Raw genomic sequence first — 14,986 nt, forward strand, 5'->3', positions numbered from 1 at the left:
TTATCAAACCGCGGCGTTGATGATCGTCGGCTGCGTGAATTCCTTCAGCCCCTCCAGGCCCTGCTGCCGCCCGATGCCCGAAAATTTCGCGCCTCCCATCGGCACGTCGAAGGGCAGGTCCAAATGCTTGTTGACCCAGACGGTGCCGCTCTCGATACGCGACGCGACGTCGATGCCGCGCTCGACATCGCCGGTCCACACGCTGCCGCCCAGCCCATAGTCGCTGGCATTGATGCGCGCGATGGCTTCGTCGAGATCGTCATAGGCCTGCACCGGCAGGACGGGACCGAACTGTTCCTCCTGCACCAGCCGCGATTCCTCGGGCAGGTCGCGCACGATGGTCGGCTCGATGAAATAACCGCCCCCTTCCGGCGCGCCGCCCCCCGCGATAATGGTGCCGTTCGCACGCGCATCCGCGATCAGGTCGAGCAGCTTTTCATACTGCGCCTTGTTGTTGATCGGGCCCATGGTCGTGCCCTGGTGCAGACCGTCGCCGACCACCGCTTCCGCCGCCAGCCTCGTCAATGCGGCGCACAGCGGCTCCATCATCGCGCGCGGCGCATAGACGCGCTTGATGGCCAGACAGATCTGGCCGGCGTTCTTGGTCGCGCCATGGAAGATGTGCGGCGCCACCGCTTCCACGCTCGCATCGTCGAGGATCAGGGCGGCGTCATTGCCGCCCAGTTCCAGCGAGAAGCGCTTCAACGTGTCGACCGTGCTCGCCAGCACTTTCTGCCCCGTCGCGGTGGAACCTGTGAAACTGACGAAGTTGATGCCGGGATGGCTGCTCAGCACCTTGCCCAGATCGTTCTGATCGACGATCGTCTGGAGGACGCCGGGCGGCAATATCTCCGCCGCCAGTTCGCCGAACAGCAACGTGGTCAGCGGCGTGGTCGGCGCGGGCTTGGCGATCACCGTGTTGCCGGTGATGAGCGCCGGGCCGATCTTGAGCGCCAGCATCAGCATCGGGTAGTTCCAGGGCATGATCGCCGCGACCACGCCGAGCGGCTGCCGCTTCTCGATGATGCGGGAACCGCCGTCGTCGCGCAGCGTCTCGGGCGTCAGTTCCTGCGCGGCGAAATAGCGCAGTCCGGCGATGGCGCCGATCATTTCCCCCGTCGCTTCCTTGATCGTCTTGCCCTGTTCCTCCGTCAGCAGGCGGGCAAATTCGTCGCGCCGGGCCTCCAGCGCATCGGCCAGCGCTTCCACCGCGCTACGCCGCGCCGCATAGCCGGCCGATGCCCAGCCGGGGAAGGCCCGCCGCGCCGCCGCTATGGCCTGCTCAAGCTGATCGGCATCGGCGCGGGGGGCGCTGCACAGCGGCTTGCCCGTCGCCGGATTGACGACCTCCAGCCTGTCCGCGCCGTCGACCAGATGGCCGTCAATCAAAAGCTGAAACGTCATAGTGCAGAACCTCGCCTGAATCATCGGTCGCCGTAATCGATATATGGGCGCGCACGGGCCGATGGCCAAGACATTCGGCACTTCCAGTCGAACAGTATCACAACCTTGGCGCCGTCCGGGGCGCCCGCGCGCCTGAAACGCTGTAACTAGATAACCACTTGTGGGGCGGAGCAGCGCCTTCTAGACATGACGGGATTATGGCTGACCCTCGCGAGACAGAGAAACGATCCCCCAGGAGCCGGGCCGCGGCGGGGCTGCGCAAATTGTCGCTGGCGGCGGCGGACGGCGACTTTCTGGGTTCGGAGACGGAACTGCTGCAACTGCTGGGCGTCAGCCGCCCGACCTTCCGCCAGGCGGCTCGCCTCGTCGCGCATGACCAGCTTGTCGAGATTCGCATGGGGCCGCATGGCGGCTGCTACGCCCGGCGTCCCAACGGCGACAGCGTGGTTCGTTCCGCAGCGATGTTCCTTCACCTCAGGCACGCCACGCTGCTCGATGCGCTGCGCATATCGTGCGAGCTGGACTGCTTTTCCGCGGTTCTCGCCTGCGAGAATCGCAGCGCGCCTGCGCGCGGAGCGCTGGAGACCCTGGTGAAGGCGCTGGAAACCGCCCCGGACGTGGGAGGCGAGCCGGATGATTGCACCGAGCGGCAGTTCGGGGCGCTGATGGCGCTGATGGCCGACAACCCTATCGTTACGTTGATGCACGACGTTGTCGCCCGCTTCCTCGCGACCGATCCCGCCTCCGTCGCGCTCAAGGGAACACCGCCGATGGTGCGGGCGCGCCGGGGAGCGATAGCGCGTCAAGGCCGTGCGATTCTTGCGGGCGACGCGGATATGGCAAGCGCGATCATCCGGCAGCAGTTCGAGGCTTATTCCGCCTTGATCCCGGTTCACAGCCTCGAACGGCGTCTTGCGCTGGAACCATTGTCGGTGGCGGCGTCATCACGCTGATGCTGGATCGCCCCGGGATGCATCGCATGTCGACAAAAGCGGACGATGCCTTGTAGGTATCTGGAAAAGAGACAGGAGATGGAGATGGAACCCACTGCCCCGCCGCGCCCCTTGCCGGCGCTCAACGACGACAATCAGGCCTTCTGGACCGGAGGAAGCGAAGGAAAGCTGATGATCGACCGCTGCGGCGACTGCCGCGCCTATGTCCATCCGCCGACCCCCTTCTGCCCCGCCTGCGAGAGCCGCAACGTCGCCGCGGAAGCCGTGTCGGGACGCGGCAGGATCACGACCTTCACCATCAACCACAAGCAGTGGATGCCGGGCCTGCCGGTTCCCTATGTCCTCGCCCTGGTCGAGATCGACGAAGACCCGACCGTGCGCATTCCAACCAACATCGTGGGCATCGCGCCGGAAAAGGTCGCCATCGACATGCCCGTCGAAGTCCTGTTCGAGCAGGTCGAGGAGGTGTTCGTCCCCCTTTTCCGCCCGGTGGAGGGCTGATCCGATGGCGCATTATGGTGAAAAGAAGGTCGCCGTCACGGGCGTCGGCATGTCGGACATCTCACGCAACGCGACGAAGACGCCGATGGCGCTCACCATCGATGCCTGCATGCAAGCCATCGAGGATGCGGGCCTCAAGCGTTCCGACATTGACGGCCTCTCCTCTTATCCGGGGGCGGATAATAATGCCTCGGGCTTCTCGCCGATCGGCGCGCCGCAATTGCAGGACGCGCTGCGCCTGAAGGTCAACTGGTTCTCGGGCGGCGGTGAAGTGCCGGGGCAGCTGGGCGCCGTGTTCAACGCCATCGGCGCCATCGCGGCGGGCTATTGCCGCCACGTCCTTGTCTTCCGCACCGTCTATGAGGCAAGCGCGCGCAAGATGTCCAAACAGGCCAACGCCCTGTTCGATGGCGGCCGCGCGCATGGGCAATTGATGAACTTCGCGCCCTATTGGGCAATGACGGCGTCGGTGCAGCAGGCGCTCTATTTCCAGCGCTTCGCCCATGATTATGGCCTCAAGCCCGAGACGACGGGACGGATCGCGATCAACAACCGCCGTAACGCCTCGCTCAACCCGGCGGCGATCTATCGCAAGCCGATCACGCTCGACGACTATTTTGCGTCGGAGATCATCGCCACGCCGCTGCGCTTGTTCGACTGCGACGTGCCGTGTGACGGCTCGGTCGCGGTGGTGCTCTCGCATATCGACGCCGCGCGCGATTGCCGCAACCCCATATTACGGGTGGAAGCGGTCGGCTCCGCGCAGAAGGTGCGCTATTCCTGGGACCAGATCAGCGGCGAGGCGCTGGCGCGGCAGGCAACCATCTCCTCGTCCGCCATGATGTGGGAGCGCACCGATCTCAAGCCCTCCGACGTCGACATCGCGCAACTTTACGACGGCTTCACCTACCACACCGCCGCCTGGCTTTCCTCCGCCGGCTTCTGCAAGCCGGGCGAAGAGAATGACTTTGTAGGCGACGGCAGCCGCATCGCGCTCGAAGGCGACCTGCCGATCAACACGGGGGGCGGGCAGCTCTCGCTCGGCCGGATGCACGCTTACGGCCAGTTGCACGAGGCGGCAACGCAGCTCTGGCGCCGCGGCGGCGACCGGCAAGTGCAGAAGGATCTCACCGTCAGCATCAACACCACGGCGGGCGGGCCGCTCTCGGGCTGCATGATGCTGGTCAGGGAATAAGGTGGCAAACCACAGGCGCAATCGCGAGGAGGCCGTCGGCCTCTCTCGCAGCTTCCTGGACGCGATGGCGGCATTGGACTTCGGCGACAGACGAAATTCAGTTGTTGGTCGAATTAACGGCACATGGGAGAGGCTATGTCGGATCGAATCGCCATCGTAACAGGAAGCGGGCAGGGCCTTGGCGAGGAGATCGCCGTCGCCCTTGCCGAGCGCGGCTACAAGCTGGCGCTGTTCGGACGCACGGCCGCCAAGATCGAGCGCGTGGCCGCCCGCATCGGCGGCGGCACCCTCCCCATCGCGCTGGACCTCACCGATCCTGACGCGGTGCGCGCGGCCTTCAATCAAGTCGAGGACCGTCTCGGCGCTCTCGACGTGCTTGTGAACAATGCCGCGACCTATGTCCCTTTCCTTATCGCGGATGCGACGGACGAGCAGATCCGCACCACGATCGACGGCTCGCTCGTCTCGGCGCTCTACTGCATCCGGGAGGCAATTCGACGGATGCGGCCGCACGGCTCGGGCGACATCGTTTCGATAAGCAGCGAAAGCGTGCGCTATCCCGCCCCGTTGCTCTCGGTATATGCTGCGGCGAAGGCGGGACTCGCCAAGATACATGAGGCACTGCGCCGGGAACTGCACGACAGCGGCATCCGTCCGATGATCTTCGAAACGGGCCGGATCGACAGCAGCTCCGCAGGTGAGCACTGGCCGCCGGAAATGGTCGAGGAATTTATGCGGCGGTTCGAAACACTGGGCTATTCCGGCCCGCTGGCGCGCGATGCGGCGACCGCCAGGACGCTGGCGGCGACGATTGTGCACATGATCGAAAGTCCGCGCGATGCCGTGTTCGAGCTGGTCCAGATGCGCGCGGTGAACTAAGGCGATCGACATTCAGGGATCGTCCTGCGCAGCCGACTGATCTGACCGATTCACGCGGAGGCGCGGAGGATAGGGTGCGCCCAAAGGCGCCGGCAAGGATCAGCGCATCGCCCCGGATGCTGCGCGCCATACCAGCCGCTGACCTCCCTCATCCTTGTCTTCGCTCGAATGTCCTCACGCTCTTGCCGCTGCGACATTTTCTATGCGTCCGCGCAGCGGCACGCCGCCATTGCTGAAGTCGCGCCGCTCCATCGTCAGCGCGGCCCCGGCGGCGCGTTCCGGCTGAAAGGTATAGCAGGCGCCGACCGATTGCCGCACCTTGTCGGCCGTCACGGTTCCGCCATAGTCGAAGAAGCGGCCGCCGGAGATAAATATGGTGCGGCGCAGTACCCGGGCCGTCTCCCGCTGATAGGGCGTCAGAGGCGCTTCCCATTGCTTCAACTGGCGCAGGGAAAGCCCGTGGCCGATACCGGGGGACACAATATCCGATCCGCACAGTTCCCACAGCAGTTCGGCTTCTCCATTGCGATGGAGTTCGGCGACGCGCGTGGGCTCCATCCGGTCGCTGCAAAAGGTGGAGTAGAGCGTGGGTTCCCGATCATCGGCATGGGCGGCGGCGAGCAGCGCCAGATCATGCTGGTGCGTGCAGTGCGATAGCGCGCTGTCCACCTGTGCCAGCCCCGCCAGCGGCGCGCCCCTCATCCGCTCCGCAAGGTAGAGGCCGGCGGTGGGACAGGTCGTCCAGGGCCAGCGCTCCGCGCCCGTGCGGAGGTCGAGCACGCGCGCGCCATCATGTTCGATCTCCACCCAGAAATGATGGAAATCGTCCTCCACATCGGCGCGGACCACGCCGGGGCGCGGATCGATCAGCTGGTTGCGGCGGCAACCCGGCTCGCCGCGCCGGATTTCGAAGGGTGCGATCCCCATCGTCAGCCCGCCGCCGTCACGCCCACGCCGCAAGCAATGTGCGGAGGGATGCGACGAGAGCCAGCGGCTGATCGACCATGACATGATGATAGGCCGCCGGTATGTCGATGAAAGGCATGGTCTCCGGGGCCGTCGAGCGCATGCGCCTGTGCATCGCGCCTGCGGTCAGAAATGAATGGTCGCCCCGGATATGCGCCATCGGCACCTTCACGCCGGACAGGTCCGCCCAGGGATCTCCAATGTCGATGCCGCGCCACAGATTACGGTCGAACCGCCAGGTCCATGAACCGTCTTCGGTCTGCTTGAGCGCCATGCGCGCCAGATAATCGGCGGCGTAGAGATTTTCGCAGGGCTGGAGCGGAGACAGGCGGAAACGGTCCAGCGCCGACGGCAGATCGGGATAGGAGCGTTGCGGACTTTGCGGCGCGGCTTCCGACATTTCCGGGCCGGGCAGCGCGCAATCGACGATGATGCCGGCGCGCATCCGTTCGGCATGGCGCGCGGCGGCGCGCAGCACCGGCAACCCGCCGAGCGAATGGCCGATGATGGTGGGCGGCCCCGCCAGACAAGCGCCCCCCGCTTCAGCCGCCGCAAACCCTTCCCGAACGAAATTGTCGATCGAATAGCTGCTGCGCCAGCCGGACAGCCCCATGCCGCTGAAGGACAGCGCCACAACGCGATATTCGGCCGCAAACAGGGGGGTGAGGAAACTCCACCAGCCCAGATGGGCCGCATTGCCATGGAAGAAGAGAAGACCGGGTTTTCCCCGATCGCCCCAGCTGCGATATTCGATGGGGATGCCGTCCACGTCCACGAAGCCGCTTTCGAACGGCGTGTTGACGGCCTGCGTAAACCATTCGGGCGCCGGAGGCACCGCACCGTTCAACCCGCGCAGAGGCGCCGTTGAACCACCATCATTCTTCATCCAGTCAAGCTCCTTACAATGCGAACGCCCTCCTTGAGGGCATTCGCACTCAAGGCTCCCGATCAGGAAGGATCCCAGACCAATGGCAGGGAATCGACGCCAATCACATGGCCTCCATGAAATTTTGCCGGCTTGTCCGGATCGAGCCGGAACTCGGGCATCCGCTTCAGCCATTCCTCGTATAGGATGCGAAGTTCTATACGGGCAAGATGCGATCCCGCGCAGCGGTGCGGGCCGGAATTGAAGGCGATATGCACCTTGTTCTCGCGGTCCATGTCGAATTTCAGGGGATCGGGAAACTCGCGCGCGTCCAGATCGGCCGCCGGAAGCATGATAAGCACGCGTTCCCCTGCCTTGAACCGGACGCCGAACGCCTCATGGTCCCGCGCGATGATCCGGCCCGGCATGGTGAAGGTGTAGCGCCGCAACAGCTCTTCCATCGCATCCGTAATACGCGCGGGATTCGCGCGCAGCTCCGCCTGGAGAGCGGGGTCCTTCGCGAGATGACGCACGCCGAAGCTCATGCCGTTCATGACCGTGTCGAGCCCGGCGATAAAGAGGAGGAGGCAAAAGCTCTGCATCTCCTCGAACGTCACTTCACGCCCGTCGATCGGGGTATCGAGGAGCGTGGAGATAATGTCGTTGCGCCGTTCAATCATCCGCGCCTGAATGATCTCCGACATCGACGCAATAACCTCTCCCGACGCACGCCCGCGCACCTGCACGTCGTTGCTGATCAGGATTTCCCCTACCCAGCGGCGATATTGCGGGAGCATGTCGAGCGGCAGGCCCATCATCTTGAGAAAGATCGAGACCGGCAGCGGCTCCGCGACCGCATGCGCGAAATCGCAATGGCCGTCGGCGCGCACCTTTTCGATCAGGTCCGCCGCGAGCGCGCGCACCTCGTCCTGGATCGCCATCATCGCCTTGGGCGAGAATACCTTGTTAAGAGGCCCGCGATATTGGGCGTGTTCCGGCGGGTCGCTGTTGATCGGAACCTGCTTGAATTCCTGTTCCGGCGCGGGAATCCCCATTTTAGCGCTGGAAAAAGTCTCCGTATCGCGCACGACCTGGAAAATCGCGGCATGGCCGGCGATGATCCAGTGGCCGCCATAACGGGGCGTCCAGAAGACCGGCGGGCTTTCAGCCACGATTTTCGCTATCCCTTCGTGAACATCGGGCGCATAGCGAGGATCATTGTAGAAATCGAAATCCACCACATGATCCGGATCGACATGATCCGGAATGGCGATTTGCGCCATGATGTTCATTGCCCTCGTCCTCTCTCAAAAACGAAATCCGCCGCCAGACGACCGCCACCGCTTGCGACTGCCGATGATCTGTGGCCCCTCGATTGTTGCCAAGGCGATTCCGCAGGCCCTATTGGCAACCGGGGATTAAACGATATGGTTCAAATATGGCGCTCCAGATAGCAAGTCAACGCAAAACTAAACCGACCAGTTCAGATTCATCGCCGCTATCAGAGAAGCGCCGGCGGCGCAGTCCCAAGCGCGATGCCATCATCGCGGCGGCGAAGGACATGTTCTTCCAGGAAGGTTATGCAGGCGCGTCCGTGGACCGTATCACCGCGCAGGCCCGCGTATCGAAGGCGACGGTCTACAGCCATTTCCGGTCCAAGGAAGATTTGTTGATGGCCGTCGTCGAAGAGGTCGTGCGTCCCATCCGGCACGACTATCTGAGTGTCCTGGACCCTTCGACGAGGCTCTCCGATTGGCTGCTGAAACTGGCCGAGCTTCTGGCGCAGCAGGTATTGCTGCCGGACGTCACCGCGCTGGAAAGGCTGGTCATCGCGGAGGCGCTGCGCTTTCCGGAACTGGGGCGGATCTTTCAAACCATCGCCGTGGATTGCTCGTTCGAACTGCTGCTTCCCCGGCTGGAACGCGCCATCGCCGAGGGAGAGATGCGCCCCTGCGACCCGATCAGCGCCATCGGGCATTTCGCGGAAATGTGCGCCGGCTCCCTGCGGCGCAAGATGCTGTTCAACGAAGGCGCCGCGCCTGACGACACGGAAATCCGCCGGCACACGCGCGATGTCGTCGACATATTCCTCCACGGCTATGCCACCTGATTCCACCGCTCAGTTCGGCAGTGTCATCCCATCCCGGCATGTCGCGCCTGCGCCCGGCACGGAGATCGGCCGCCGCCCACCCCTCTCCCGTCATCCCGCCGCCGGACAGCCTTGGCGGACCATGATCAAGAGTGTGGGCTTTCGCCGTCCCGCAAGAGCAAGGGGACTGAAACGATATACAGTTTTCCATCTGCCCGTTACCTGTGCGGCAGCAAAAGGAGAGAATGTCGATGCTGGATTCGCTCATCACGCAGACCCGGACAGCGCTGCTCATAAACGAGATGCAACTCGGCGTGTGCCATCCCGACCATGCGATGTTCAAGGCAATGCCCCAGGAAGCCCAGAAACGTGGAGTCACCGGGAATATCATCGCTCTGGCCGACGCTTTCCGCGCGGCGGGGCAACCGGTCTTTCATCTGCCGTGCATTCATCGGCGCGATTTCGGCGACGTGAAACGCAATTCGCTGATCTCGGCCATGTCGCTCAAACATCGGGGCATGACGGAAGGATCGCCGGAAGCAGCCTTCATGCCGGGTCTGGAACCCAGGCCGGAAGATTATGTGAGCACGCGAAGCTCGGGCATCTTCGCTTTCCTGGGCACCGACCTGGATCTCCGCCTGCGCCGGATGGGCGTGGAGACGGTTGTCGTGACAGGCGTGTCCACTAATCTGGGCATTCCCGGCATCGTCATGGCCGCGGTCGATTTCGGCTATAACGTCGTCATCGCGGAGGACTGCACCGCCGGTTCCGATCCCGAGGTGCACGACATGATCGTCCGGGAGCAGTTGCGGTTGCTGGGCGTCGTGACAAGCAAGGACGAGATCATCGCCGCTCTGTCCAAGCGAGGCTGACGGTCGCCGGAAGCGTGCCGAAGACTTTTCAGTCCTCCGGCACGGCCGGCGGCATCGCCTGCATCCGCCGCTCCAACAGCTTGGGCGCGAGGCGCGTTCTGGAAAGATCGCCGTTCCGACGGCAGATCTCCAGCGCTCTTGCGCGGTCGTGCACGTGAATGGCGCTCAGAATGTGGAGGCGCGCCGTCCGGCGTTGCTGCATCAGTTTCTCACGGCCTTCGAAAATCTCCTCGAAAGCCGCCATGCCGACCCGGAAAAGAACGCGGATCATCAAATCCAGGGCAGGATTGCCGCACATCCGGCAAAAAAGGTCGATGGCACGAAGCTCATCGTCCCGAAATGCCGCAAACGGCTGCGGGCCCGCCTGCCTAGCGGTCAGTTCCCCGATCAGATGAGCCAATTCCTCGCGCAAGCCGGCATCCGTGCATTCAGCGGCGATGCCCACCGCGTCGGCAATCGCGGAGTTCGCGGCCAGCAGCACGTCGCCAAGCGTCGTCTCGCGCGACCGCAAATAGGACGCCGCGGATGACACCACCCCTTCCATGTCGGGGTTGCGGCTGAACAACCCGCCATTCAGTCCGCGAACCGTCGCGACGATCCGCTCGGCCTCGACGAGTTGAACCGCCTGGCGGAATGTCGGCCGACTGATGCCGAAACGGGCCAGCAAATCCTTTTCGGTTCCCAGGAATTGCCCTTCGGGCACGGAAAGGGCGAGTTCCCGCAATTTATGCGCGGTCAGCCGCGTGAGATTATTATCGGTCATCGCCCTGAATACAAGGCTTTGGGAGCAGCCCGTCAACTGCATGCCGGTTCAGGTGCGGCCGCGCAGTTCCCAAAGGATATCGCAGCCCCGGCAGAAGCGCGAGCGGATGTCGAAGACAGCTTATGCGCCCTTTATCCGCTCGCGCTCCTCTATCAGACGTGCTGCGCGAGGATCGCCGCGTCGAATGCCTGAAGCTCCATGTCGCGGCCCTGACGCACCTTGTTTGCCCAATCGGGATTGGCGATGACGGCGCGGCCGACGCCCAGCATGTCGATCTCTCCCCGCTCCATCATCGCGATCGCCTGGCCCAGGTTGCGCTGCGGCGCATCGGTGCGGCCGGCATTGGTGGGATCGAGCGCGCCATCAAGCCCTACCGATCCGACCGCCATCGTCGGCAGGCCCGTAATCTTGCGCGCCCAGCCCGCCAGGGTCAGCGGGCTATCCTCGAATTCAACGGCCCAGTAGCGCCGGGTCGATGCGTCGAGGAAATCCACGCCCGCATCGACCAGCGGCAGCAGCGCCTGCTCCAATTCCTCCGGATTCGCCCAGGACTTGACGTCGTAGAGCGTCGGCAGCTTCCATTGGGAAAACCGGAAGCCGATGGGAAAGTCAGGTCCCGTGCGCGCGCGGATGGCGCGGATAATCTCCACGGCGAAGCGGGTCCGCGCCGCAATGCCGCCGCCCCAGCCATCCGTTCGGCGGTTGGTTTCGTGCCAGAGGAACTGGTCGATGAGATAGCCGTGCGCGCCATGCAACTGCACGCCGTCGAACCCGGCAGCCTGCGCGTTTGCCGCCGCGGCCGCATATTCCTCGATCACGGCCAGGATCTCCGCCTCGGTCATGGCGCGGCCCTGCGGATGATTGCCGCCAATCTCCACAAGGGGAGAGGCGGGATCGAGATAATAGTCCATCGCGCCGATCGACGGCTGGTCGGGATCGGCGGCCATGTCGCGGATGCGCCCCAGGCCGGTGTGCCAGAGCTGGGCCATGATTCGCCCTCCCGCCTCGTGCACGGCGTCGGTCACCCGGCGCCATGGCGCCTGCTGCTCGGGCGTGGCGATTTCCGGCACATTCTTGGTGTGCGCGGCGATCTGTGAAATCGCGATGCCTTCGGTCAGGATAAGCCCGACACCGCCCGCTGCGCGGCGACGATAATAGTCGACCGCGCTCTCCGCCAGCACGCCGTCCACGGCGAACATGCGGGTCATGGGCGCCATGACGATACGGTTGGGAATGACGCAGCCATTGATCGTGATCGGCTGGAACAGGGGCGCCAGCGATGCGGGCGCAATCATCGTTTCGGTCTGATCGGTCATCTTTTTCCTCGAAGGTGCAATATGGCCATAAGTTTCGTCGTGGGGGATTATCGGGCTTTGAGGCTCTCGGCCGCGCGCCATCCCGAAAAGACGCAGTCCGCCAGCGAAAGCCCGCTGACGTAGAAATTGGAACAAAGCCCGACGGCATTGCGGCCCGCGGCATAGAGTCCGGCAATCTCCCGCCCATCGGCGTTCAGCACGGCCCCCGTCTCCTCATTCACGGTCAGCCCGCCCATGGTGACGCCGGAAATCGGATTGAGCTTGGGCTTCCAGCTGATATCGGTCGCGAAAAAAGGCCCCGTTTCGATCGGTTTGCGCGACGCATCGGACTTTGCGAAGGCGTCGGGCTCCCCATCTCGGATGGAGCGGTTATACGCATCGACCGTCGCGACGAGCGCGTCGGCGGGCACGCCGATCTTCTCGGCCAAACGCTCCAGCGTCGGCGCGGCCTTGGTATAGAGGCGCAGCGCCGCCTTGGTCGTCAGCTTCTGAAACGACAGCAGCTCGGGGTCCTTGGCGTCCTGTTCCACGCTTTCCTGAAGAGGACGGTCGACAATGACCCAGCCAAGGCCCTGGTTGCGCTCGAAAACGGCCTCGCCGGTGCGCGCGCCATATTCTTCCTCATTGACGATGCGCCGTCCATCGGGGCCGATGGCGATCCCCTTCACCCAGGTCGCGGGGGGATAGAGGAAACGCCAGGCGGACACGATGTTCATGCGGTCGGTGCCCCCGCCGACGCTGGCGCCCAGCTTGATGCCGGACCCGTCGTCGCCGATCGTACCGATTCCAGCAACGCCGACATATTTCGGTGCGGCATTGGCCACCATGGTGGGATTGAAGATGAATCCCCCGGCCGACAGCACGACCCCGCGCCGGACGCGCACGCGCACCAGCCGCGCCTGCTCATGCTCGATCCGGGTCGCGGCGCGCGAGGCCCGCGCTGCGGCGCCCAGGATCGTCGCCATCATGTTGCGGCCCATCCGCATGAGGAAGCGATGCTTCCGCGCCGGACCGGCCGGCAGGCGCCACATCTCCGCCCCGACGACGCGCCCCTCGCCATCGACGACGAGACGGCGCACGGTCGTATGGGGTGAAAGGCGGATATTGGGCTTGGATGTCAGCGAGGCGAGCAGCGGACGCATCAGTTCGCCGCCGCTCATCGCGGTCACATCGGCGGGGTTGGCGGGCAGCGTGCGGTGCCCGCGCGGCGCCGGCGTCGCCAGCTTGCGCGCGGCCAGCGTCTTCTCGTTGCCGGAATAATACAGGAATTTCGTGCCGGGATAGCTGGTCTTCGCCTCGCTGAGAGGCCCGCCGAAGCGCGCGCCGTGGGTTTCCAGCCAGGGAATGAAGCTCGCGCTCTGGTCGGCGAAGCGGCGCACGGTTTCCGGCCGGATCAGCGTCCCCGTCTCATGCGCGAGATAGGCCGCCATGTTCTCGGCGGAATCCTCGACCCCGCATTCCTTCTGCACGCGCGTGCCGCCAAGATAGAGCACGCCGCCGCTCAGCGCACTGGCCCCGCCGCCTTCCCCCCGGTCCACCGCCAGCACCGACAGGGTGGAATCTTCCGCGGCCCGGAGCGCCGCCGATGTCCCCGCCAGGCCACAGCCGACCACAAGCACATCGCATGTCTCGTCCCATGCTTCCGCATCGGCGTCATCGACCTTCCGCGCCTCCGATACCGGGATCGAGGTCGAACATTCGTCGTTGAAATAGGGGAAGTCCGCCGCGGCTCCCGTCACATCCTGACTCATGCCTTCATCTCTCCCTGCACAACGGCTTCGCCGTCGACAACGACCCGTTTGAGTTGCCGGTGGAAATTGGCCACCACCGCTTCCTGGATCGGATTGGTGACCGATCCGCGAAAACCGCTCGACTTCATGCCCGAATGCACATCAGCGATGTTGATGAAATCCTGTTCGAAGATCTTGGGCCAGTCGGCGTCCCGCCAATCCTCGACCACCTGGGTCACGGCATCGATATCCGGCTCCTGTCCCGGCCCATAACGCTGAAGGACGAAGACGTCGAAGCGGCAGCGATCCACATTACGGCCATCGGGCCGCGATCGGTAGACCAGGAAACTGTCCGGCGCGGGAAGCAGAACCATGTTCGGAAAGATGTGCCAATCCTGTCCCGCGCGGCGCACATCGTCATAGGTGATGGGCGGGCGTTCGATGCCTTCCTTCAGCGCTTCCTCATGCTGGAATGCGCCAAGGCGCACCATGATTTCGGAAAACTCCGCATCCTCGGGAACCTCGGTCAGGATGCGCTGCGCTCCGCGCGCATCGGCCGGCGTCACCAGGGCTTGCAGCGTGACATCGAGCTGCTCGAAGAACTTTGCGATATTGGGGCGCAGATCGTCCGGTGTCGGCAAATCCGTCAGCGGACTGGGAACGCCGAGCGGCAGGCGGATCTCGCTGTCGCGGAACATGCCGTGCAGGCCATGGATGTCGCAGACGGTGCGCCCGTCGGTGTAGGGTTCCATATGATTGTGCGTGCACTGGGCATGATAGGCTTCCATGAACGCCTCCAGCGCGACCTTCCAGTTCGCATCCAGCATGACGCTCCTGCGCCAGCGATAGCGCATCTGGTCCTGCCGAAAGGGCGCCAGCGCGGCGGAAATGGGGCGCAGATAATCCTCAAGCGGCTGGACGTCGGGGTCGAGGGAGATGAACACCCACCCTTGCCACAGGCCGACCTTTACAGGCTCGAGCGCGACATCGGCGTCCGCGACATTCGTGAAATCGTCGCGCCATGGGATGCGGTCGATGCTGCCGTCCAGCTTCCAACGCCAGCCATGATATTTGCAGAACAGACGCTGCGTCTTGCCGCAGCCTTCGAGCAGCCGGCGGCCGCGATGCTGGCAGACATTGTGGAAGGCCTTGATCTCCGTGTCCGATGATCGCAGCACGACGACGGTTTCGTCGAGAATGTCGTAAGTGACGAAACTGCCGAGCGATTCCAGATCCTGCTCACGGCACACCATCTGCCACGCCGCCGGCCAGAGACGCTCATTCTCCAGCCTGGCGAAAGCTTCCGAATGATAGACGCTCTTGTCGAGGAATGTGCCGGGCGCGCCGGGCGTCCGGCGCGGGCTGAGCTTGACAGCGGGACTGGGGCTTTCGACGGCCATAGATTCTCTCCACCTGCTGCTGCGCGATTGTCACACTTCCTTATACAGCAATG

14 protein-coding genes are annotated in these 14,986 nt (G+C 64.1%); 6 read left to right on the forward strand and 8 right to left on the reverse strand.

Going from position 1 to position 14,986, the window contains the following annotated elements; genetic code table 11:
• Positions 1-3: 3 nt before the first annotated feature.
• Positions 4-1,404 (reverse strand): aldehyde dehydrogenase family protein, encoded by a 1,401-nt coding sequence (locus IQ35_RS02505; protein WP_145071887.1) that lies wholly within the window; start codon positions 1,402-1,404, stop codon positions 4-6.
• Positions 1,405-1,601: 197 nt separating this feature from the next.
• Here IQ35_RS02505 and IQ35_RS02510 point away from each other — a divergent pair, with 197 nt between their 5' ends.
• The 4 genes from IQ35_RS02510 to IQ35_RS02525 all read left to right on the forward strand — a co-directional run bounded on the left by IQ35_RS02510 (position 1,602) and on the right by IQ35_RS02525 (position 4,932).
• Positions 1,602-2,357, forward strand: coding sequence for a FadR/GntR family transcriptional regulator (locus IQ35_RS02510; protein ID WP_145071888.1), 756 nt, complete (start codon positions 1,602-1,604; stop codon positions 2,355-2,357).
• An 84-nt stretch (positions 2,358-2,441) separates the two neighbouring features.
• Positions 2,442-2,858, forward strand: a complete 417-nt coding sequence (locus IQ35_RS02515; RefSeq protein ID WP_145071889.1) for a Zn-ribbon domain-containing OB-fold protein — start codon at positions 2,442-2,444, stop codon at positions 2,856-2,858.
• A gap of 4 nt (positions 2,859-2,862) precedes the next feature.
• Positions 2,863-4,053 (forward strand): thiolase family protein, encoded by a 1,191-nt coding sequence (locus IQ35_RS02520; protein WP_145071890.1) that lies wholly within the window; start codon positions 2,863-2,865, stop codon positions 4,051-4,053.
• Between the two features lie 135 nt (positions 4,054-4,188).
• Complete coding sequence (locus tag IQ35_RS02525) at positions 4,189-4,932, forward strand: SDR family oxidoreductase (protein WP_158636565.1); 744 nt, start codon at positions 4,189-4,191, stop codon at positions 4,930-4,932.
• A 174-nt stretch (positions 4,933-5,106) separates the two neighbouring features.
• On the opposite strand, the gene IQ35_RS02530 is transcribed toward IQ35_RS02525, so the two are convergent.
• From IQ35_RS02530 to IQ35_RS02540, 3 genes are all read right to left on the reverse strand, one after another.
• The gene (locus IQ35_RS02530; protein ID WP_145071892.1) at positions 5,107-5,859 is read right to left on the reverse strand and encodes a PH domain-containing protein; all 753 of its coding nucleotides are present in this window, start codon (positions 5,857-5,859) and stop codon (positions 5,107-5,109) included.
• Between the two features lie 16 nt (positions 5,860-5,875).
• The gene (locus tag IQ35_RS02535) at positions 5,876-6,784 is read right to left on the reverse strand and encodes an alpha/beta fold hydrolase (RefSeq protein WP_021246100.1); all 909 of its coding nucleotides are present in this window, start codon (positions 6,782-6,784) and stop codon (positions 5,876-5,878) included.
• A 62-nt stretch (positions 6,785-6,846) separates the two neighbouring features.
• The gene (locus tag IQ35_RS02540) at positions 6,847-8,055 is read right to left on the reverse strand and encodes a cytochrome P450 (RefSeq protein WP_021246099.1); all 1,209 of its coding nucleotides are present in this window, start codon (positions 8,053-8,055) and stop codon (positions 6,847-6,849) included.
• A 146-nt stretch (positions 8,056-8,201) separates the two neighbouring features.
• Here IQ35_RS02540 and IQ35_RS02545 point away from each other — a divergent pair, with 146 nt between their 5' ends.
• Entirely contained in the window at positions 8,202-8,873 is a 672-nt protein-coding gene (locus tag IQ35_RS02545; RefSeq protein ID WP_145071893.1) for a TetR/AcrR family transcriptional regulator, read from the forward strand.
• Between the two features lie 224 nt (positions 8,874-9,097).
• Entirely contained in the window at positions 9,098-9,724 is a 627-nt protein-coding gene (locus tag IQ35_RS02550; RefSeq protein WP_145071894.1) for a cysteine hydrolase family protein, read from the forward strand.
• 28 nt (positions 9,725-9,752) lie between these two features.
• On the opposite strand, the gene IQ35_RS02555 is transcribed toward IQ35_RS02550, so the two are convergent.
• The 4 genes from IQ35_RS02555 to IQ35_RS02570 form a co-directional block, all read right to left on the reverse strand.
• A complete protein-coding gene (locus tag IQ35_RS02555; RefSeq protein ID WP_145071895.1) occupies positions 9,753-10,487 on the reverse strand; it encodes a FadR/GntR family transcriptional regulator in 735 nt (244 codons plus the stop codon).
• A gap of 152 nt (positions 10,488-10,639) precedes the next feature.
• Positions 10,640-11,803, reverse strand: a complete 1,164-nt coding sequence (locus IQ35_RS02560; protein WP_021246095.1) for an oxidoreductase — start codon at positions 11,801-11,803, stop codon at positions 10,640-10,642.
• Between the two features lie 47 nt (positions 11,804-11,850).
• A complete protein-coding gene (locus tag IQ35_RS02565; protein WP_145071896.1) occupies positions 11,851-13,554 on the reverse strand; it encodes an FAD-binding protein in 1,704 nt (567 codons plus the stop codon).
• Positions 13,551-14,933, reverse strand: coding sequence for an aromatic ring-hydroxylating oxygenase subunit alpha (locus IQ35_RS02570; protein WP_145071897.1), 1,383 nt, complete (start codon positions 14,931-14,933; stop codon positions 13,551-13,553). The genes IQ35_RS02565 and IQ35_RS02570 overlap by 4 nt, the downstream gene beginning before the upstream one ends.
• Positions 14,934-14,986: the final 53 nt, after the last annotated feature.

The sequence above is a fragment of the Sphingobium wenxiniae genome (assembly GCF_007830065.1).
Taxonomy (GTDB): domain Bacteria; phylum Pseudomonadota; class Alphaproteobacteria; order Sphingomonadales; family Sphingomonadaceae; genus Sphingobium; species Sphingobium wenxiniae.

Coding starts and splice junctions, on each gene's coding strand:
- IQ35_RS02505 (WP_145071887.1), bottom strand. CDS start 1,404: ATGACGTTTCAGCTTTTGATTGACGGCCATCTGGTCGACGGCGCGGAC.
- IQ35_RS02510 (WP_145071888.1), top strand. CDS start 1,602: ATGGCTGACCCTCGCGAGACAGAGAAACGATCCCCCAGGAGCCGGGCC.
- IQ35_RS02515 (WP_145071889.1), top strand. CDS start 2,442: ATGGAACCCACTGCCCCGCCGCGCCCCTTGCCGGCGCTCAACGACGAC.
- IQ35_RS02520 (WP_145071890.1), top strand. CDS start 2,863: ATGGCGCATTATGGTGAAAAGAAGGTCGCCGTCACGGGCGTCGGCATG.
- IQ35_RS02525 (WP_158636565.1), top strand. CDS start 4,189: ATGTCGGATCGAATCGCCATCGTAACAGGAAGCGGGCAGGGCCTTGGC.
- IQ35_RS02530 (WP_145071892.1), bottom strand. CDS start 5,859: ATGGGGATCGCACCCTTCGAAATCCGGCGCGGCGAGCCGGGTTGCCGC.
- IQ35_RS02535 (WP_021246100.1), bottom strand. CDS start 6,784: ATGAAGAATGATGGTGGTTCAACGGCGCCTCTGCGCGGGTTGAACGGT.
- IQ35_RS02540 (WP_021246099.1), bottom strand. CDS start 8,055: ATGAACATCATGGCGCAAATCGCCATTCCGGATCATGTCGATCCGGAT.
- IQ35_RS02545 (WP_145071893.1), top strand. CDS start 8,202: ATGGCGCTCCAGATAGCAAGTCAACGCAAAACTAAACCGACCAGTTCA.
- IQ35_RS02550 (WP_145071894.1), top strand. CDS start 9,098: ATGTCGATGCTGGATTCGCTCATCACGCAGACCCGGACAGCGCTGCTC.
- IQ35_RS02555 (WP_145071895.1), bottom strand. CDS start 10,487: ATGACCGATAATAATCTCACGCGGCTGACCGCGCATAAATTGCGGGAA.
- IQ35_RS02560 (WP_021246095.1), bottom strand. CDS start 11,803: ATGACCGATCAGACCGAAACGATGATTGCGCCCGCATCGCTGGCGCCC.
- IQ35_RS02565 (WP_145071896.1), bottom strand. CDS start 13,554: ATGAGTCAGGATGTGACGGGAGCCGCGGCGGACTTCCCCTATTTCAAC.
- IQ35_RS02570 (WP_145071897.1), bottom strand. CDS start 14,933: ATGGCCGTCGAAAGCCCCAGTCCCGCTGTCAAGCTCAGCCCGCGCCGG.